15 protein-coding genes are annotated in these 18,468 nt (G+C 70.7%); 10 read left to right on the top strand and 5 right to left on the bottom strand.

Annotated features, from left to right (window positions below; all coding sequences use genetic code 11):
• Positions 1-3 precede the first annotated feature (3 nt).
• From KIS93_RS41345 to KIS93_RS41325, 5 genes are read left to right on the top strand one after another with little or no spacing between them, the layout of a single operon-like run.
• Positions 4-891 (top strand): sugar phosphate isomerase/epimerase family protein, encoded by an 888-nt coding sequence (locus KIS93_RS41345; protein ID WP_080042560.1) that lies wholly within the window; start codon positions 4-6, stop codon positions 889-891.
• 32 nt (positions 892-923) lie between these two features.
• Complete coding sequence (locus KIS93_RS41340) at positions 924-2,294, top strand: ABC transporter substrate-binding protein (RefSeq protein ID WP_080042561.1); 1,371 nt, start codon at positions 924-926, stop codon at positions 2,292-2,294.
• Complete coding sequence (locus KIS93_RS41335) at positions 2,291-3,256, top strand: carbohydrate ABC transporter permease (RefSeq protein ID WP_080042562.1); 966 nt, start codon at positions 2,291-2,293, stop codon at positions 3,254-3,256. The genes KIS93_RS41340 and KIS93_RS41335 overlap by 4 nt, the downstream gene beginning before the upstream one ends.
• On the top strand, positions 3,243-4,088 hold the full coding sequence (locus KIS93_RS41330) for a carbohydrate ABC transporter permease (RefSeq protein WP_080042563.1): 846 nt from the start codon (positions 3,243-3,245) through the stop codon (positions 4,086-4,088). Before KIS93_RS41335 ends, KIS93_RS41330 begins: the two co-directional genes overlap by 14 nt.
• Positions 4,089-4,091: 3 nt before the next feature.
• On the top strand, positions 4,092-5,249 hold the full coding sequence (locus tag KIS93_RS41325) for an ROK family transcriptional regulator (protein WP_080042564.1): 1,158 nt from the start codon (positions 4,092-4,094) through the stop codon (positions 5,247-5,249).
• Here KIS93_RS41325 and KIS93_RS41320 read toward each other — a convergent pair.
• Positions 5,239-5,988 (bottom strand): helical backbone metal receptor, encoded by a 750-nt coding sequence (locus KIS93_RS41320; RefSeq protein WP_080042565.1) that lies wholly within the window; start codon positions 5,986-5,988, stop codon positions 5,239-5,241. The genes KIS93_RS41325 and KIS93_RS41320 overlap by 11 nt on opposite strands.
• Before the next feature lie 95 nt (positions 5,989-6,083).
• Here KIS93_RS41320 and KIS93_RS41315 point away from each other — a divergent pair, with 95 nt between their 5' ends.
• Both KIS93_RS41315 and KIS93_RS41310 read left to right on the top strand, forming a co-directional pair.
• Positions 6,084-6,875, top strand: a complete 792-nt coding sequence (locus tag KIS93_RS41315; protein WP_230465553.1) for an SAM-dependent methyltransferase — start codon at positions 6,084-6,086, stop codon at positions 6,873-6,875.
• Positions 6,876-6,879: 4 nt separating this feature from the next.
• On the top strand, positions 6,880-7,812 hold the full coding sequence (locus KIS93_RS41310; protein WP_080042567.1) for a TIGR03619 family F420-dependent LLM class oxidoreductase: 933 nt from the start codon (positions 6,880-6,882) through the stop codon (positions 7,810-7,812).
• Positions 7,813-7,873: 61 nt separating this feature from the next.
• On the opposite strand, the gene tpx is transcribed toward KIS93_RS41310, so the two are convergent.
• Both tpx and icmF read right to left on the bottom strand, forming a co-directional pair.
• Positions 7,874-8,374, bottom strand: coding sequence for a thiol peroxidase (gene tpx, locus KIS93_RS41305; RefSeq protein WP_080042568.1), 501 nt, complete (start codon positions 8,372-8,374; stop codon positions 7,874-7,876).
• 87 nt (positions 8,375-8,461) lie between these two features.
• Positions 8,462-11,653: a fused isobutyryl-CoA mutase/GTPase IcmF gene (icmF, locus tag KIS93_RS41300; protein ID WP_080042569.1), complete on the bottom strand. Its 3,192-nt coding sequence runs from the start codon at positions 11,651-11,653 to the stop codon at positions 8,462-8,464.
• Positions 11,654-11,758: 105 nt separating this feature from the next.
• On the opposite strand from icmF, the gene KIS93_RS41295 reads away from it, so the two are divergent.
• Positions 11,759-12,811, top strand: coding sequence for a glucose 1-dehydrogenase (locus KIS93_RS41295; RefSeq protein WP_080042570.1), 1,053 nt, complete (start codon positions 11,759-11,761; stop codon positions 12,809-12,811).
• 946 nt (positions 12,812-13,757) lie between these two features.
• On the opposite strand, the gene KIS93_RS41290 is transcribed toward KIS93_RS41295, so the two are convergent.
• Together KIS93_RS41290 and KIS93_RS41285 are read right to left on the bottom strand one after the other, a co-directional pair.
• Positions 13,758-14,660, bottom strand: a complete 903-nt coding sequence (locus KIS93_RS41290; RefSeq protein WP_080042571.1) for a CHAP domain-containing protein — start codon at positions 14,658-14,660, stop codon at positions 13,758-13,760.
• A 181-nt stretch (positions 14,661-14,841) separates the two neighbouring features.
• Positions 14,842-15,612, bottom strand: coding sequence for a PP2C family protein-serine/threonine phosphatase (locus KIS93_RS41285; RefSeq protein ID WP_080042572.1), 771 nt, complete (start codon positions 15,610-15,612; stop codon positions 14,842-14,844).
• 77 nt (positions 15,613-15,689) lie between these two features.
• Between KIS93_RS41285 and KIS93_RS41280 the strand changes: the two genes are divergently transcribed.
• Positions 15,690-17,480 (top strand): N-6 DNA methylase, encoded by a 1,791-nt coding sequence (locus KIS93_RS41280; RefSeq protein ID WP_080047207.1) that lies wholly within the window; start codon positions 15,690-15,692, stop codon positions 17,478-17,480.
• A 40-nt stretch (positions 17,481-17,520) separates the two neighbouring features.
• Entirely contained in the window at positions 17,521-18,411 is an 891-nt protein-coding gene (locus KIS93_RS41275; RefSeq protein WP_080042573.1) for a serine/threonine-protein kinase, read from the top strand.
• Positions 18,412-18,468: the final 57 nt, after the last annotated feature.

Below are 18,468 nucleotides of genomic sequence, written 5' to 3'. Positions count from 1 at the left end.
CTGATGAAATTGGGGTTTCTGACAGCGTGTCTTCCGGAAAGCGACCTTACCGACATTGCTCGCTGGGCCGCTACCCAGGGCTTCGAAGCACTGGAGGTGGCCGGTTGGCCCTCTCCAGATGACCGAAATCACATCAGAGTAGATCGTTTCGACAGCGCCGAATGCGAGCGAGTCAGGCGAATCTTCACGGAGACCGGACTCACGCTTTCCTCGATCGCCTACTACGAGAACAATCTCCACCCTACGGCAGGGAAAGAGGTGAACGCCCACGTCAGGCGGTGTATCGACGCCGCCGCCGCGCTCGGCTGCCCCACCGTCGGCACCTTCGTCGGCCGCGATCCGGGCCTGCCGGTCAAGGAGAACCTGGACCGGGCCACTGACGTCTTCGGCCCCCTCGTCGAGTACGCCCGGCAGCACGGCGTCGACATCGTCATCGAGAACTGCGTGATGAAAAGCTGGCACCCCGATGGATATCCGGGCAATTTGGCCTATTCTCCCGAACTATGGGAATGGATGTTCTCATTGGGCCTCAAGCTCAACTACGACCCGTCCCATCTCGTGGCGCTCGGCATCGATCCGGTGGCGGCGCTGACCCCGTACGTCGACAACATCGCGCACGTCCAGGCCAAGGACACGCAGCTCCTTCCCGGGCAGATCGACCGCTACGGCTTCTACGGCCCGATCAGCGGTGAAAAGGGCTGGTACCGCTTCCGCGTGCCGGGGCTCGGGCAGGTCGACTGGACCCGGGTGATCGACGCGCTCTACGAGGGCGGATACGACGGAGTGGTCTCCGTCGAGCACGAGGACGCCGTCTGGAGCGGAAGCACGGAGAGGGTACAGACCGGTCTCGGTATCGCCTACCGCACGTTGCGGCCTCTTGTGCACGGGTAAGGGCGGCATATCCCCAACCAGAGGAGCGTGCCATGCCGACGAAGGTGACCGCCGTCCTCTCTGCCGCCCTGCTGGCCGCCGCCCTGGCGGCCTGCTCGGGCGGCGGTGGCGAGGAATCGTCAACCAGCAATGAGATCACCGTCTGGACCCTGGAGGACCTCGACGCGCGGATGGCCGTGCAGAACGCGATCGTCGCCGACTTCACCAAGAAGACCGGGATCAAGGTGAAGCTGGTCGGCGTCGGCGAGGACCAGTTCAGCCAGACCCTCACCGCGGCCGCGGCGGCCGACGACCTGCCCGACGCGATCGGGGCGCTGCCGCTGTCGTCCGTCCGCGAGATGGAGGCCAACGAGCTGCTCGACACCGAGACGCCGGGCAGGATCGTCGACCGGCTCGGCCGCGACACGTTCTCGCCGCGCGCGCTGGAGCTCGACACCTCCGGCGGCAAGCTGCTCGCGGTGCCCAGCGACGGCTGGGCGCAGCTCATCCTGTACCGCAAGGACCTGTTCGAGAAGGCCGGGCTGCAGCCGCCCGACACGTACGAGGCGCTGCAGGCGGCCGCGGCCAAGCTCAACACGGGCGGGGTCGCGGGCATCACGCTCGCGGTCGCGCAGAAGGACTCCTTCACCGCGCAGAGCTTCGAGCACGTGGCGCTGGCGAACGGCTGCCAGCTCGTGGACAACTCGGGCAACGTCACCCTCGACTCACCGCAGTGCGCCCGGGCCTTCGAGTTCTACGGGAACCTGGCCAGGAACTACTCGGTCAAGGGCAAGCAGGACGTCGACTCGACCAGGGCCACGTACTTCTCGGGCAAGGCGGCCATGACGATCTGGTCGTCGTTCATCCTCGACGAGCTGGCCGGGCTGCGCAAGGACGCGCTGCCGAGCTGCCCGGAGTGCCGCGAGGACCCCGAGTGGCTGGCCAAGAACACCGGCGTGGTGACGGCGCTGAAGGGCCCCGACGGGAGCGCTCCCGCGCAGTACGGCGAGATCGTCTCCTGGGTCGTCACCCGTGACGCCGCCAAGGATCCGGCGAGCACGTTCGTCTCGTACATGATGAACGAGGGCTACGAGCGCTGGATCGGGATGGCGCCGGAGGGCAAGTTCCCCACCCGCAAGGGCTTCGACGAGAAGTGGGACAAACTGCCCGCCGGGGTCGACTCCAAGAAGCCGCTCGCCGACGTCTACCCGGCCGACGTGCTGACGGCGCTGCGCAAGAGCCCCGACACCTTCGCCAGGTGGGGCATCCCGCAGGGCCAGGGCAAGCTGGTCGGCGCCACCATGGGCGAGCTGCCCGTGCCCAAGGCGGTCAGCGCCGTCGCCGACGGCACCCTGACGCCGCAGGCCGCCGCCGCCCAGGCCAAGGCCGACGTCGAGACCATCAAGCGCGGGATCCGGCAGTGACCACGACCGCGAGCAAGCCGCAGGCGCCGCAGCACCGCAGGCCCGCGCGGCGCGGCCGGACACTGCGCCAGCAGGAGGAGCGGGCCGGGCTCACGCTCATCTCCCCCACGCTGATCATCACGCTGGTCGTCGTGGTGCTGCCGCTGCTGTGGGCGATCATGCTGGCGTTCCAGGACGCGCGGCTGATCAACATCCGCCGCGTGGGCGTCTTCGGGCACTACACGCTGGAGAACTTCTCGTACGTGATGTCCGAGCCGGGCTTCTGGTCGTCCCTGGTCAACACGCTCGTCTACACCGTCGCGGGGACGGCGTTGTCGATCGCGCTCGGCCTGGTGACCGCGCTCGCGCTGCGCGACAGGTTCAAGGGCAGGACGCTCGTGCGGGCCTCGATCCTGATCCCGTACGTGGCCCCCGTGGTGGCCGTGGCGTTCCTGTGGGAGACGATGCTCAACCCGCAGTACGGCATCGTCAACACCTGGCTGAGCGAGCCGATCGCGTTCCTCACCCAGGCCAAGGGCGAGTTCCTGGGCGTCCAGGTGCCGGTGGCGCTGCTCACCGTGATCGCGTTCGAGGCGTGGCGGTACTTCCCGTTCGCGTTCCTGTTCATCCTGGCCCGCCTCCAGGCGCTGCCGGCCGAGCTGGACGAGGCCGCGGTCGTGGACGGCGCCACGCCCACCCAGCGCTTCCGCTACGTGATCATGCCGCAGCTCTGGCGGATCATCGCGCTGCTGTCGGTGCTGCGGTTCGTGTTCACCTTCACCAAGTTCGACGACGTCTACCTGCTGACCGGCGGCGGGGCCGGCACCGAGGTCGTCAGCGTGCGCGTCTACAACTTCCTGACCTCGCGCGACGACATCGGCGCCTCCGCCGCACAGGCCATCGTGCTGGCCGTCTTCCTCGTGGTGTTCCTGGCCGTCTACCTGAGGTTCTTCGCCGGAGGTGAGCGCAGTGACCAGGGATAGGTTCGAGCGGGGCCTGCTCAGGGTGCTCAAGCCGCTGGTGATCGCCTTCCTGTTCCTGATCACCGCGTTCCCGTTCTTCTACATGGTGATGCTGTCGGTACGCGACATCCAGGAGCTCATCCTGGACCCGGGCTCGCTCTGGCCGCGCGCCTTCACCCTCGACACGTACGTGGACGTGCTGACCCGGCAGGGCTTCCTGACCTTCCTCAGGAACAGCGCGGTCGTCGCGGTCGCGTCGGTGGCGGTCACGCTGCTGATCTCGATCCCGGGCGCGTACGCGGTCGCGCGGCTGCGCTTCTTCGGCCGGCGCCAGGTGCACTTCCTGTTCCTCGCCGTGTACCTGTTCCCGGCGATCGTGCTGGCCATCCCGCTGTTCGTGCTGTTCACCATGATCGGGCTGCGCGGGTCGCTGATCGGGTTGATCCTCGTGTATATCGCGCAAACGGTGCCTGTCACGGTATACATGCTCCGCAACTACTTCGAGACCGTGCCGCAAAGCGTGGAGGAAGCGGCGGCGATCGACGGGTGCACGAGGTTGTCGACCATCTGGCGGGTGGTGCTGCCACTGTCCAAGCCCGCGCTGATGGCCACCGGCCTCTACGCGTTCATGATCGCCTGGAACGAGTTCCTGTTCGCCCTGCTCTTCCTGGTGGACAGGAGAGAGAGCTGGACGGTGTCCCTGGGGCTCTCTCAGCTCGCGGGGAGCATCGAGATCCCGACGACGGTCCTGATGGCAGGGTCGGTGGTGCTCACGCTGCCCATCGTGATCGTGTTCTTCGCCAGCGAGCGGCTGCTGACGGAGGGCCTCACCGCAGGAGCGGAGAAGGGATAGACCATGCTGACGGCAGGGCAGATCCTCCAGCTCATCCGCGATGGCTCCTGCCGGACGCGCAAGGACCTGATCGAGCTCACCGGTCTGTCCCGGTCGACCATCACCGACCGGCTCGACCGGCTCATCGACGCCGGCTACATCCACGAGTCCGGCGTCGGCACCTCCGGGGGCGGGCGACCGCCCTCGGTGCTCGACGTGGACGCCACCAGGCGCCTGATGCTGGTGGCCGACCTGGGCGCCACCCATGCCAGGGTGGCGCTCACCGACCTCGCCGCCCGGCCCATCGCCGAGGAACGCACCGAGATGCGCATCGAGCTCGGCCCCGACGCCGTGCTGTCGTGGGTGCGGGAGGCGTTCCAGCGCATGCTCGACCGCGTGGGACGGCCGGCCGGCGAGGTGTGCGGCATCGGCATCGACCTGCCCGGCTCGGTCGACCACACGACCGGCCGGGTGATCAGGTCGTTCCTCATGCCGGGCTGGGACGACCACCCCGTGGGCGAGGCCATCGGCGCCACGTTCGACGTGCCGATCCTCGTCGAGAACGACGCCAACGCCATGGCGCTGGGCGAGTGGTGGTCGTTCTGGCGCGACACCGACTCGCTGATCCTCATCAAGGTGTCCACCGGCATCGGCACCGGCATCATCCTCGACGGGCAGATCTACCGCGGCGTCGAGGAGGCCGCGGGCAACATCGGGCACGTCCGGCTGCGCGAGACCGACGACCGGGTCTGCACCTGCGGCTCGCGCGGCTGCGTGGCCTCACTGGCCAGCGGCCACGCCCTGGCCGGCGACCTCGGCGTGGCCACCAGCCGGGACGTGGTCCGGCTCGTGCAGGCCGGCGACCCGGAGGCCATCGCCCGCGTCCAGGAGGCGGGCCGCACGCTCGGCGTCGTCGCGGCCACCGCGGTCAGCCTGCTCAACCCCGGCGTGCTGGTGCTGGCCGGCGACATGGCCGAGACCAGGGAGCACTACCTGACGGGCATCAGGGAGCTGGTGTACCGGCGGAGCCTGCCGTACACGACCAGGAACCTGGAGATCGTCACCAGCTCGCTGGGCGACCGCGCCGGGATCGTCGGGATGGCGGTGATCGTCATGGAGCACGTGCTCTCCCCCGCCTCCGTGGACGCGGCCCTGGCCGCCCAGGCGAAGCTCACGACCTGAGCGCGCGGCGCAGCAGGGCGGGCGCCTCGGCGAGCGAGGGACCGTACCAGGTCAGCAGCCGGCCGCTGACCAGGGCGCAGGTCAGGCCGGGGAACGACTCGGGGCCGTCGCTCGCGCTGAACGCGTACGGCTCGTCGGGCAGGACCACGAGGTCGGGCCGGCGCTCGTTCAGCTCGGTGAGGGGGATCTTGGGGTAGCGCTCGGGGTGGGCGGCGTACAGGTTGTCCACGCCGAGCCGCCTGAGCACGTCGCCGGTGAACGTGTCGCGGCCCGCCACCATCCACGGGCGGCGCCAGATGGGCACGATCGCCGTGCGTCTCGGGCCGGTGTGCGGCTCCCGCCACGCCTCGCGCGCCCGCGCGAGCCAGGCGGGCGGCTCCACGCGGCACGCCTCGGCGAACATGCGCTCCAGCGACGTGAACGCCTCCTCCACCGTCTCGATGCGCGTCACCCAGACGGCGATGCCGGACGCGCGCAGCGCCTCGATGTCGGGCGGGCGGTTCTCCTCGGCGTTGGCCAGCACCACGTCGGGGGCGAGGCGCCTGATCGCGTCGAGGTCGGGGTTCTTGGTGCCCCTGACCCGGACCACGTCGAGGTCGGCCGGGTGCGAGCACCAGTCGGTCGCGCCGACCAGCGCGCCGGGCAGGGTCGCCGCCACCGACTCGGTCAGCGAGGGCACCAGGGAGACGATCCGCCGCACGGTCGCGGGGATCGGCACGGGCACTCCGGTGTCGTCCACATCGGCAAGCCTAGATCGCCGATTTGATGATCATCTGTCGGTACGGGGCCGTAGACTCCTGGCAAAGATCGTCGACTGGTGATCGGGGGCCCCGGTTGCAGCGTGAGTCGCTCGGCTTCGATCCTCGGACGCCCAGCGTGGCCCGCATCTACGACTACTGCCTCGGCGGCAAGGACCACTTCCCGGCCGATCGCGCGGCGGCGGAGCGGATCCTCGAAGTGGCGCCCGAGCTGCGCGCGGCGGTGCGGGCCAACCGCGCCTTCCTCGGCCGGGCGGTGCGCTTCCTCACGGAGTGCGGCATCGACCAGTTCCTCGACATCGGCACGGGGCTGCCGGCCCGGGGCCACGTGCACGAGCTGGCGCCCTCGGCCCGGGTGGTCTACGTCGATCGCGACCCCGTGGTGCTCGTGCACGCCAGGGCGCTGCTGGCCCGCCAGGGCGCGACCACCGTGGTGCGCGGCGACCTGCGCGAGCCCGACACGATCGTGAAAGACCCTGAGCTGCTGCGGGCGCTCGACCTCGACCGGCCCGTGGGCGTGCTTCTGACGGCGGTCCTGCACCATGTCACCGACGCCGACGGCCCCGAGGAGATCGTCGCGACCCTGCGCGAGGCCCTGGCACCCGGCAGCCACCTCGTCCTGTCCCACGCCACCGGCGACGCCGGTGCCGCCTTCGCCGAGCGGGCCACCGAGGTCTACCGCGGCGCCGACGCGCCGCTCACGCTGCGCGGGCGCGACCGGATCGCCGGGCTGTTCCAGGGGTTCGAGCTGGTGGACCCGGGCCTGGTGTGGCTGCCCGAGTGGCGGCCGGAGGAGGCCGACCTGATCGACTTCGCCGACGGCCCGCAGACGTCGCTGTTCCTGTGCGGCGTGGGCAGGAAGGGCTGAGGCCATGAGACTCGGGCTGGCCGTGCCGCAGTACGGCAGGTTCGCGGCGCTGTCCAGCGTGCTGCGGGTGGCGCGGGAGGCCGAGCCGATGGGCCTGCACAGCCTGTGGGCCGGCGACCGGCTGCTGACCCCGCTGGAGCCGAAAGACCGCTATCCGGCCGGCGACGGCACGATCCCCGAGGCGCACCGGGTGTTCCTCGACCCGTTCGCGGTGCTGTCGGTGGCCGCGTCGGCCACCTCCGCCGTGCGGCTGGGCACCAGCGCGCTCAACGCCTGCTGGTACGCCCCCGCCGTGCTGGCGCGCTCCCTCACCACGATCGACCACCTCAGCGGCGGGCGGCTCGACGCCGGGCTCGGGCTGGGCTGGTCCTCCGACGAGTACGCCGCCGCCGGCGTGCCCTGGCGGGGCCGGGCCCGCCGCTACGACGCCACGCTCGACGCGCTGGAGACCATCTGGACCACCGACCCCGTGTCGTTCGAGCACGAGCTGTGGACGATCGCGCCCAGCCACATCGAGCCCAAGCCCGCCCGGCGCCCGCCCCTCTACCTCGCGGGCTTCTCCGAGGCGGCGCTGCGCCGCGTCGGGCGCAGGGGCGACGGCTGGCTGACGGCGGCGCTGCCGATCCCCGCGCTCACCTCCATGTGGCGCACCGTGTGCCGGGCCGCCGAGGAGGCGGGCCGCGACCCCGGCGCGCTGCGGATGGTCCTGCGCTCCAACCCCGTGGTCACCGAGCACGGCACGCCGCCCAGGAGCGGCACGGTCGCCGAGATCTCCGCCTACCTGGCCGGCGCGGCGCGGGCCGGGGTGCACGAGGTCATCCTCGACCTCCAGCACACCGCCACCGGCGACCAGCACCTGCTCGACCTCGCGGCGGCCTTCCAGGCCGGGCTGGCGGGGCACCTCGACGAGGCGCCCCGCCCGTGCCCTGCTTCCTGAGCGCGGCCTGCTTCGTGAGCGCGGTCTACTTCCTGAGTGCCGCCTACTTCCTGAGCGCGGCCTACTTCTTGAGCGCGGCCAGCGCGCCGTCGTAGTCGGGCTCCTGGGCGATCTCCGGCACGAGCTGCGAGTACACGACCTTGTTGTCGCCGTCGAGCACGACCACGGCCCGCGCGGCCAGCCCGGCCAGCGGCCCCGACTCCTGGGCGACGCCGTAGTCCTGGAGGAACTCGCGCCCCCGCATGAGCGACAGCGTGGTCACGTTCTCCAGCCCCTCCGCGCCGCAGAACCGCTTCTGCGCGAACGGCAGGTCCGCCGAGATGCACAGCACCGCCACGTCGGGGTGCCCGGCGGCGATCTCGTTGAACCGGCGCACGGAGGCCGCGCACGTGCCGGTGTCGAGGCTCGGGAAGATGTTGAGCACCTTCGTCTTCTGGCCGAAGTCCTCCAGCGTGCGCTCGGCCAGGTCGGCGCCCACCAGCCGGAACGCCGGGGCGCTGTCGCCGGGCTGCGGGAAGGTGCCGCCCACGGTGATGGGGTTGCCCTTGAAGGTCACGGACATGCAAAGCCTCCTGATACGCGATGTTCTCCCAGCATCGCGATCCTATCGGCGTCCCCTATCAGGCCCTGTCACGACGGGCGCCCGCCGTCAGACGTTGCGCCGGTACTGGCCGCCCGCCTCGAACAGCGCGTCGGTGATCTGGCCGAGCGAGCAGTGCCGGACCGCTTCCATCAGCACCGCGAACGCGTTCCCGTCCGACATCGCGGCCTCGCGCAGCCGGGCGAGCTGGGCGGGCGCCTCGGAGCGGTGCCGCTCGTGGAAGTCGCGCAGCCGCCGCAGCTGCGACTGCTTCTCCTCCTCGGTGCCCCTGGCCAGCTCCAGCTTGTGCGGCGCCGGCTCGTCGGTGTCCTTGGTGAACGTGTTGACGCCGACGATGGGCAGGGAGCCGTCGTGCTTGCGCATCTCGTACAGCATCGACTCGTCCTGGATCTTGCCGCGCTGGTAGCCGGTCTCCATCGCGCCGAGCACGCCGCCCCGGTCCGACAGCCGCTCGAACTCGCTCAGCACCGCCTCCTCCACGAGGTCCGTCAGCTCCTCCACGATGAACGCGCCCTGCAACGGGTTCTCGTTCCGGGCCAGGCCCCACTCGCGGTTGATGATGAGCTGGATGGCCATCGCGCGGCGCACCGAGTCGGCCGACGGGGTGGTCACGGCCTCGTCGAAGGCGTTGGTGTGCAGGCTGTTGCAGTTGTCGTAGATGGCGATCAGGGCCTGGAGGGTGGTGCGGATGTCGTTGAAGTTCATCTCCTGGGCGTGCAGGGAGCGGCCCGAGGTCTGGATGTGGTACTTCAGCTTCTGCGAGCGCTCGCCGGCGCCGTAGCGCTCGCGCATCGCCACCGCCCAGATGCGGCGGGCCACCCGGCCGAGCACGCTGTACTCGGGGTCCATGCCGTTGGAGAAGAAGAACGACAGGTTCGGCGCGAAGTCGTCGATCTTCATGCCCCTGGCCAGATACGCCTCCACGTACGTGAAGCCGTTGGCCAGCGTGAAGGCCAGCTGGCTGATCGGGTTCGCCCCGGCCTCGGCGATGTGGTAGCCGGAGATGGAGACCGAGTAGAAGTTCCGGACGCCGTGCTCGATGAACCACTCCTGGATGTCGGCCATCATGCGCAGCGAGAACTCGGTGGAGAAGATGCAGGTGTTCTGGCCCTGGTCCTCCTTGAGGATGTCGGCCTGCACGGTGCCTCTGACGGTGGCCAGCGTGCGGGCGCTCAGCTCGCGGTCCTCGGCCTCGTCGGGGTCGCGGCCGTGCTCGGCGCGGAAGCGGTCTCTGGCCTGGTCGATGGCGGCGTTGAGGTAGAAGGCCAGGATCGTCGGGGCGGGGCCGTTGATCGTCATGGAGACGGACGTGTTGGGCGCCGACAGGTCGAACCCGTCGTAGAGCACCTTCATGTCGTCGAGCGTCGCGATGGACACCCCCGAAGTACCGACTTTTCCGTAGATGTCGGGCCGCACGTCGGGGTCGTGCCCGTACAGCGTCACCGAGTCGAACGCCGTGGACAGCCGCGTCGCCGGCTGCCCCTCCGACAGCAGCTTGAAGCGCCGGTTCGTACGGAACGGATCGCCCTCCCCCGCGAACATCCGCGTCGGGTCCTCATCGTCGCGCTTGAACGGGAACACCCCCGCCGTGAACGGGAACGCCCCCGGCAGGTTCTCGCTCCTGAGGAAACGCAGCAGGTCACCGTGGTCGGTGTAGCGGGGCAGCGCCACCCTCGGGATGCGGTTGCCGGACAGCGTCTCGCGCCAGAGCGGCGTGTGGATCTCGCGGTCGCGCACCTTCACCACCAGCTCGTCGGCGCTGTAGCGCTCCTTGACCGCCGGCCAGCCGTCGAGCAGCGCCCGGCTCTCCTCCGACAGCTCCCGCTCCACCCGCTCGGCCTCCCGCGCGCCCTCCTCGCTCAGCAGGTCACGAACGGCCGCGAGCTGCTGGCGGCGGCGCGCCACCTCCGCCTGCGCGAGCGTCTCCGCGTGGTACGCGCGCACCGTCTCGGCGATGTCGGCCAGGTAGCGGGACCGGGCGGGCGGCACGATCGCGGCCGACACCTTCGACGTGCGGCCCTCGACCGGCGGCAGCAGCCCCGGGCTCTCCGCGCCGGTCGGCAGCAGCGGCTTGAGGTGGTGGTAGAGGGCCGTGACGCCGGCGTCGTTGTAGCGGGCGGCGATCGTGCCGAAGACCGGCATGTCGTCGGGGGCGGCGCCGAACGCCTCGCGGTTGCGTACGAGCTGGCGGCGCACGTCGCGCAAAGCGTCCTCGGCGCCGCGCCGCTCGAACTTGTTGATCACCACGGCCTCGGCGAAGTCCAGCATGTCGATCTTCTCGAGCTGGGAGGCGGCGCCGAACTCCGGCGTCATCACGTAGATCGGCACGTCCACGTGCGGCACGATGCCCGCGTCGCCCTGGCCGATGCCGGGCGTCTCCACGATCACCAGGTCGTAGCCGGCCGCCCGGCACGCGGTGATCACGTCGTCGAGGCAGGCCGGCACCTCGTTCGGCGCGCCCCTGGTGGCCAGCGAGCGGAAGTAGGTCTGGGGGCTCAGGCTGTTCATCCTGATGCGGTCGCCGAGCAGCGCGCCGCCGCCGCGCCTGCGGGTCGGGTCGATCGCGACGATCGCGATGCGCAGCTTGTCGTCGTTGTCCACGCGGAACCTGCGCACCAGCTCGTCGGTGAGCGAGGACTTGCCGGAGCCGCCCGTACCGGTGATGCCCAGCACCGGGGCCTGCCTGCCCGACTTCGCCTGGCGCAGCCCCGCCACCAGGGCCTCCGGGGCCCGTCCCGACTCGATGAGGGTGATCGCGCGGGCCAGCGCCGCCTGGTCGCCCGAGACCACGGCCTCCACCGACGGCGGGTCGTCCAGCTCGACGTCGCAGTCCTCGATCAGCTTGTTGATCATGCCGGGCAGGCCGTACCGCTGGCCGTCCTCCGGCGAGAAGATGCGGGTCACGCCCCGCGAGTGCAGCAGCTCGATCTCCTCGGGGACGATCACCCCGCCGCCGCCCCCGTACACCTTGACGTGCCCGGCGCCGCGCTCGCGCAGCAGCTCCACCAGGTACGAGAAGAACTCCACGTGGCCGCCCTGGTAGGAGCTGATCGCCACACCCTGGACGTCCTCCTGGATGGCGGCCGTGACGATCTCGTCCACCGAACGGTTGTGCCCCAGATGGATGACCTCCGCCCCCTGGCTCTGGAGGATGCGCCGCATGATGTTGATCGCCGCGTCATGCCCGTCGAACAGGGCCGCGGCGGTCACGAACCGTACTGGGTGAACCGGGACGTGCACGCCTGATCACTCCTTCGTGGAGGCCTCTCCTTCCGAAGATACTAGGACGTCCTACTATTTCCCAAGGGCGTCCGGGGTAGAGGCCCTACCAAGGGGGTGACGCCGATGCGCGCGCTGACGTTCGTGCCAGGCCAGAAAGGCACGCTCGACGTGGAAGAAGTGCCCGACCCGGAGCCGGCCCGCGGCGAACTGCTCGTCCAAGGACTCGCCCTGGGCATCTGCGGGACCGACCGCGAACTGGACCAGGCCGAATACGGCTGGCCGCCGCCCGGCCGCGACCGCATGGTCATCGGCCACGAATCGCTCGGCCGCGTCCTGCAATCTCCCGACGGGTCCGCGTTCTCACCCGGAGACCTCGTCGTCGGCGTCGTCCGCCGGCCCGACCCCGAACCGTGCGGGGCGTGCGCGCACGGCGAGTTCGACATGTGCCGCAACGGCCGCTACACCGAACGCGGCATCAAAGAGATCGACGGCTACGGCAGCGAGACCTGGACCGTCGAAGCCGCCTACGCCGTCCGCCTCGACCCCGCACTCGCCGACGTCGGAGTCCTCGTCGAACCCGCGTCCGTGGTCGCCAAAGCCTGGGAGCAGATCGAACGCATCGGCTCACGCGCCTACTTCGACCCCCACACCCTCCTCGTCACCGGCGCCGGCCCCATCGGCCTCCTCGCGGCCCTGCTCGGACAACAACGCGGCATGGAGGTCCACGTGCTCGACCGGGCACCCCGCGGCCTCAAATCCGACCTCGTCGAAGCACTCGGCGGCACCTACCACTCCGCCTCGTCCCTGGAATCGTTCTCCCGAGCCAAACCCGACATCATCATCGAATGCACCGGAGCCGGGCAGCTCGTCATCGACTCCATGATCACCACGGCCGCCACGGGCATCGTCTGCCTGTGCGGGCTCGCGCCCGGCGGGCGCACCCACCGGGTGGACGCCGGCGTCATCAACCGCGACATCGTCCTGGAGAACGACGCCATCTTCGGCACCGTCAACGCCAACCTCCGCCACTACCGGGACGCCGCCGGAGCCTTGGCTCAGGCGGATCGGGGGTGGTTGGAGCGGTTGATCACGCGACGGGTGCCGCTTTCGCGCGCTCTGGACGCGTTCCAACCCGCCGAGAACGACGTCAAGGCCGTCATCGACCTGACCTCCTGACCCACCGCCCTACACCGTCGCACGACGCCCGATCCCCTCGGCCGACATGCGATGGGCGGGCCACCGCACACGTTGCGCCGAGCTCCGCCGCCCACCTTCCCGCCGACGCGGCGCCAGAAGGGCGGGGCCCCGGCCGCCGATGCGCGGGGACCGCCCCGGAGCTTCGGGGCGACCGCCGTGCGCACGGGTCGAGGCGTCGGAGGTGGCGTGGCGCCCGACGCGCGGGCTCGCAACGGCGCCGCGTCGGCGAGCAGGTGGACGGCGGAGCCCGGCGCAAGACGTGCGGCGGCCGACCGGCGAGCCGTGAGGACGGCCACCGGAGCGACGCGGGACGACCGCCGTAGCGCGGAGGGCAGCCGCCGTACACGTTGCGCCGGACTCCACCGCACACCTTCCCGCCGACCCGGCGCCAGAAGGGCGGGAAGCCGGCCGCCGACGCGCGGGCTCCCGACCGCGCCGCGTCGGCGAGCAGGTGGACGGCGGAACCCGGCGCAAGACGTGCGGCGGCCGACCGGCGAGCCGTGAGGACGGCCACCGGAGCGACGCGGGACGACCGCCGTAGCGCGGAGGGCAGCCGCCGTACACGTTGCGCCGAGCTCCACCGCACGCCTGCCCGCCGACCCGGCGCCAGAAGGGCGGGGCCCGGCCGCCGATGCGCGGGGACCGCCCCGGAGCGTCGGGGCGACCGCCGTGCGCACGGGGCGAGGCGTCGGAGGTGGCGTGGCGTCCGACGCGCGGGCTCGCAACGGCGCCGCGGCGGCGAGCGGGCGTACGGCGGAACCCGGCGCAAGGCGTGCGGTGGCCGACCAGCGAGCCGTGGGGACAGACCATCGGAGTTGACGTGGCGTCCGACGCGCGGGCTCGCAACGGCGCCGCGGCGGCGAGCGGGTGGACGGCGGGATCCGGCGCAAGGCGTGCGGTGGCCGGCCCACGAGTCGTGCGGGGGTCAGCTCGCGTCGTAGGGTTTGCGGCGCTTCGGTGTGGGGCGCGGCTTTGTGGGGTGTGGCTTTGTGGCGGGGCGGCCGGCGCCTGCCGCGACCCTGGCCATCCCCGAGCGGTCGGTGGGGGCGGTCGTGCGGGGCGGGGCCTGTGCTTTTGCCTGCTCCGTCAGCGATGCCTCCGTCGGTGACGCGTCGCCTTGCTCCGGCTGGTGAGGTGGGGTGAGGGGGTTTCGGGGGGAGGGGACGCGGGGTGGCGGTGGAGGGGCGGTGGGGCCGGGGAGCCAGGGGAGGCGGCGGTGGGTGCCGGGGCGGCGGCGGCCCGTGACGCGGAGGGAGAGGACGATGGTCATGAGGACCATGGCGGCCAGCAGCGCGGGTGGTGTGCCTAAGAGGTCCAGGGGGGAGCCGTGGGCGTCGCCTGAGCGGGGTGGGGAGATGAAGGGGCGTTCGGTGGAGCGGATCTCGTCCAGGCGTTCCAGGTTGGCCTTGACCAGGCGCGGGATGCCGTACCCGACGACCTTGTCCGTTTCTCTGGTTTTGCGTTTGAGCCAGACGCGGTCGACGTTCGCCTCGATGGTGTGGATTTTGTGGCCTTCGACGCGTTCGACGATCCCGACGTGGTCGATGCCTTTGTAGCTTTTGCCGCCGCGCCAGTCGTAGAAGACGAGCGCCCCGGGTTCGGGGCGGCGGCTCCAGGCGTTCTGCTGGATGAACCAGGCCGCGTGGGAGGGTGTCCAGGCGAACTCGCCGACGTAGTCGGAGAGGCCGGACTTGTTCGCGGCCCAGGAGAGGAACATGTCGCACCATGGCGCGTCGCGGTACTGGGTGTCTTGGACGCGATCCGCGTACCACTGGCCGAACTTGGTGAACTGGCCGCTCTTTTCCTTGTAGCCGAGTTCCTGCCGCACCGTCTTCAGCAGCTCGTCCGCGATCGGGTCCAGGGTGACTCCTCCCAGAAAACCGACAAATCACGATGGACTGTAGTAGCGCCATCGCGGAATTGCGCGTATCACCGGGAAAATGTTCAATTATGAGGATAAATTGCGGTCATGTGATTCCTGGGACTGATGGGACGAGCCACTGCCCGTGCTAGGAGCCTGCACCCACCCGGTAGACGCCTTCGTCGCCCATGCCGGGCCCGACGACGTCGGCGACGATCACGGTCACGTTGTCCGGCGAACCTCCCTCGTTCGCCAGGTCGATGAGCCGCTGGACGCACGCCGCCGGGTCTGCCACCGTGGTCAGCACTTCGTGCAGCATCTCGGGCCCGAGCACGGTCGTGAGCCCGTCGGAGCAGAGGAGGTAGCGGTCATCAGGCTCGGCTTCGCGCAGCGCCATGTCAGGCTCGGCCCTGCCCTCGCTGCCCAGCACCCGCAGCACCATCGAACGGCGGGGGTGCACGGCGGCTTGATCCTCCGTTATCCGGCCTTCGTCCACCATCGACTGCACAAGTGTGTGATCCTTGGTCATCTGGTAGAGCGCGCCATCGCGAAGCAAGTATCCGCGGGAGTCACCGAGATGAGCCAGGGCGAAGTGGTAGCCATCCCACAGCATGGCGGTCACCGTGGTCCCCATGCCCCTGCGGGCGGGGTCGATGTCGGCCAGCTCGACCAGCCTGCGTGCCGCCTCGTGCACGGCGCCCTCCAGGGCCGCCTCCAGGTCGGAGCCCGTCTCGGGAAGCGTGGCATCCAGCTCGCGCATGACGGCGATCGCCGCCGAGCTCGCCAGCTCGCCGGCCGCGTGTCCACCCATCCCGTCAGCCACCACGAGCAACCGGCCGCTCGCGTAGCCAGAATCCTCGTTCTGCTCCCTGCGGCGGCCCACGTCTGATCCGGCGGCATAGCGGATGTTGTGCTTCATACCCAGCAGTAAATCATTGGTTGAAAGACTTCACAAGCAGATGCGCTGAAGACTCGATGTGAACTACTGTGGGCACCATGAGCCACGACCCGACCGTGAACGCCGGGGACATCGCCCGGCTCGCGGGTGTCGGGCGTGCCGCGGTGAGCAACTGGCGACGTCGCCACGACGACTTCCCCCAGCCCATCGGCGGCACCGCCAACCAGCCGCTGTTCTCGCTGCGGCAGGTCGAGTCCTGGCTGCGGCGCTATGGGAAGTCCTACCAGGTATCGCTGGGAGATCGGGTCTGGCAACGCCTGAAAGCCGCGGGGGATTTGCGGCTGGGTGAGCTGGTGGCCCAGGCCGGAGCCCTGCTCACCAGGTCCTTTGATGCACAAAGCCCCCCGTCAAACAGTGGTGGGCTTGATGACGAGCTCGCCGAGCTCGTGCGGGAGCTGGGTGAGCAGCACGGGGCGCTGACCGCGTACGAGTTCCTGTGCGAGCGTTACCTCGAAGCCCACTCCCGCCAGCTCTCGGTCACCCGTGACGACGTCGCCGCGCTGATGGTGCGGCTCGTGGGCGCGCCCGGCGCGACCGTGCTCGACCCCGCCTGCGGGGTCGGCACGTTGCTGCTCGCCCCGTCCGCCCTGGAGCAGGGCGCCAGGGTGCTCGGGCAGGAGCTCAGCGAGACCTCCGCCGCCATTACCGCCTCCAGGCTGGTGCTGCGCGGTGTGGAGGCCAGGATCGTGGCGGGCGACTCCATGAGGAACGACGGCTTCGCGGGCGAGCGGGCCGACGCCGTCGTGTGCGATCCGCCGTTCAACGAGCGGGCCTGGGGCTATGAGGAGCTGACCGGCGACCCGCGCTGGGAGTACGGCCTGCCGCCGCGCGGCGAGCCGGAGCTGGCCTGGGTGCAGCACTGCCTCACGCACGTCAAGCCGCGCGGCCTGGTCGCGATCCTGATGCCGCCGGCCGCCGCGAGCCGCAAGGCGGGCCGCCGCATCCGCGCGAACCTGCTGCGCGCGGGCGCGCTCCGGGCGGTCGTCGCGCTGCCCGGCTCCGACCTGTGGCTGCTGCGCCGCCCGGCGGCCGGGGAGCGGCCGCCGTCGGAGGTGCTGATCCTCGACGCGACGGCCGACCTGTCGGTGGTCGAGCCGGCCTGGCAGGCGTACCTGGAGGACCGTTCCGACCAGACCGTGCGCATCATCGACCTGCTGGCCGACGAGGTCGACATGACCCCGGCGCGGCACCAGCGGCGCGACGACGTGGGCCGGGCGTTCGCCGAGGCCCGCGACCGGTTCCTGGCGGCGGCGGCCGTGCCGCCCGACCTGAAGGTGCTGGAGCAGCCGCTCGACCAGCCGGCCACGACGCTGGGCGACCTGATCAAGGAGGGGCTGGTGACGACGTCGCAGGCCCCGCCGAAGATGGCCGCCGACGGCGGTGACGTGCCGGTCCTGACCTCCGACGACGTGCTGTCGGGCGGCGCGCCGTCCGGGCTGACGACCATGCAGCAGGGGCTGGTGCCGGTCCAGCCGGGTGACGTGGTGGCCTCGTACTCGGCCGTGCGGGTGGTGGAGGACGGCGGCGGGGCCGTGCTGGGGCCGCACCTGACGCTGTACCGGGTGGACGCGCGCCGGCTCGACCCCGACTTCCTGGCGGGCTTCCTGCGGGCGGCCGGCGGGCGGGTGACGACCGGCTCCAGCAGGTTCGACGTGCGGCGCACCCGCCTGCCGCGGCTGTCGCTGAAGGAGCAGAAGGCGTACGGCGAGGCGTTCAGGCAACTGGCCGTGCTGGAGGACGCCATCCGGGAGACCTCGACGCTGGGGCAGACGCTGATCCGGCTGGGCCTCGACGGCCTCGCGGACGGCCACCTGCACCCGCAGTCCTGACGGTGTAGTTTTTCCCCGAAAGGCTGCGGGAGGGGCGTTGATGGTCATCGGTGACCGCTATGAGCTCGACGACCTTCCTCTTGGGCAGGGCGGCATGGGAGCGGTCTACGCGGGCCACGACCGCCACCTCGACCGCCGGGTGGCGGTGAAGCTGCTGCGGCTGCCCAGCGGGCCGGATCACGAGCTGGAGCGCCGGTTCATGAGGGAGGCGCGGATCCTGGCCCGGCTGGAGCATCCGGGGGCGCCCGTCCTGTACGACTTCGGCACCCACGAGCAGCGGCTCTACCAGGTGATGCAGTTCATCGAGGGCGTCACGGTGGCCGACCTGGTGCACGAGCACGGCCCGCTGCCGGTGCCGTGGGCGGCGGCGATCGCGGCGCAGGCGTGCGCGGTGCTGTCGGCGGCGCACGCGCTGGCGATCTGCCACCGGGATCTCAAGCCGACGAACCTCATGCTCTGCCCCGACGGCAGCGTGAAGGTGCTCGACTTCGGGCTGGCCATGCTCCGGGAGTCGGAGGTCACGACGTTCACGAGGATCGGCCAGATCCTGGGCACTCCGGCGTACATGGCTCCGGAGCAGATCCAGCACGGCGTGGCGGAGCCGCGCAGCGACCTGTACGCGCTGGGCTGCGTCCTGCACGAGATGCTGAGCGGCCGGCAGCTCTTCACCGGCCCGACCGACTACGTGGTCTTCGAGAAGCAGGTCAAGGAGCGCCCGCCGGAGATCCCGGGGCTGCCGGAGCCGCTGAGCGCGTTGCTGGCGCAGCTGCTGGAGAAGCAGCCGGACGACCGGCCCGCCGACGCCGACGAGCTGTACGAGCGGCTCGACCCGTTCGCGGTGAACCTACCGATGCTGCCGGGTTTCCTGACGCGGGAGCCGAGCCCGGGCCGCATGTACGCCCGGATGGCCGGCCGCGCCCTCACCGGCTGACGCCTCCTAGCGGCACCGCCGCGTTGAGAGATCGCTCTCTTAAATAACGCTGATCGT

The sequence above is a fragment of the [Actinomadura] parvosata subsp. kistnae genome (assembly GCF_900323885.1).
In the GTDB taxonomy this organism is placed as follows: domain Bacteria; phylum Actinomycetota; class Actinomycetes; order Streptosporangiales; family Streptosporangiaceae; genus Nonomuraea; species Nonomuraea composti.
The sequence above is the reverse complement of the archived record's forward strand: the minus strand, read 5'-3'. Positions and strand labels throughout refer to the sequence as shown.

What these genes read in the sequence shown, in the direction of transcription:
- KIS93_RS41295 (WP_080042570.1), top strand. Translation starts at nt 11,759, where the DNA reads ATGCGCGCGCTGACGTTCGTGCCAGGCCAGAAAGGCACGCTCGACGTG.
- KIS93_RS41325 (WP_080042564.1), top strand. Translation starts at nt 4,092, where the DNA reads ATGCTGACGGCAGGGCAGATCCTCCAGCTCATCCGCGATGGCTCCTGC.
- KIS93_RS41285 (WP_080042572.1), bottom strand. Translation starts at nt 15,612, where the DNA reads ATGAAGCACAACATCCGCTATGCCGCCGGATCAGACGTGGGCCGCCGC.
- KIS93_RS41280 (WP_080047207.1), top strand. Translation starts at nt 15,690, where the DNA reads ATGAGCCACGACCCGACCGTGAACGCCGGGGACATCGCCCGGCTCGCG.
- KIS93_RS41340 (WP_080042561.1), top strand. Translation starts at nt 924, where the DNA reads ATGCCGACGAAGGTGACCGCCGTCCTCTCTGCCGCCCTGCTGGCCGCC.
- tpx (WP_080042568.1), bottom strand. Translation starts at nt 8,374, where the DNA reads ATGTCCGTGACCTTCAAGGGCAACCCCATCACCGTGGGCGGCACCTTC.
- KIS93_RS41310 (WP_080042567.1), top strand. Translation starts at nt 6,880, where the DNA reads ATGAGACTCGGGCTGGCCGTGCCGCAGTACGGCAGGTTCGCGGCGCTG.
- KIS93_RS41345 (WP_080042560.1), top strand. Translation starts at nt 4, where the DNA reads ATGAAATTGGGGTTTCTGACAGCGTGTCTTCCGGAAAGCGACCTTACC.
- KIS93_RS41275 (WP_080042573.1), top strand. Translation starts at nt 17,521, where the DNA reads ATGGTCATCGGTGACCGCTATGAGCTCGACGACCTTCCTCTTGGGCAG.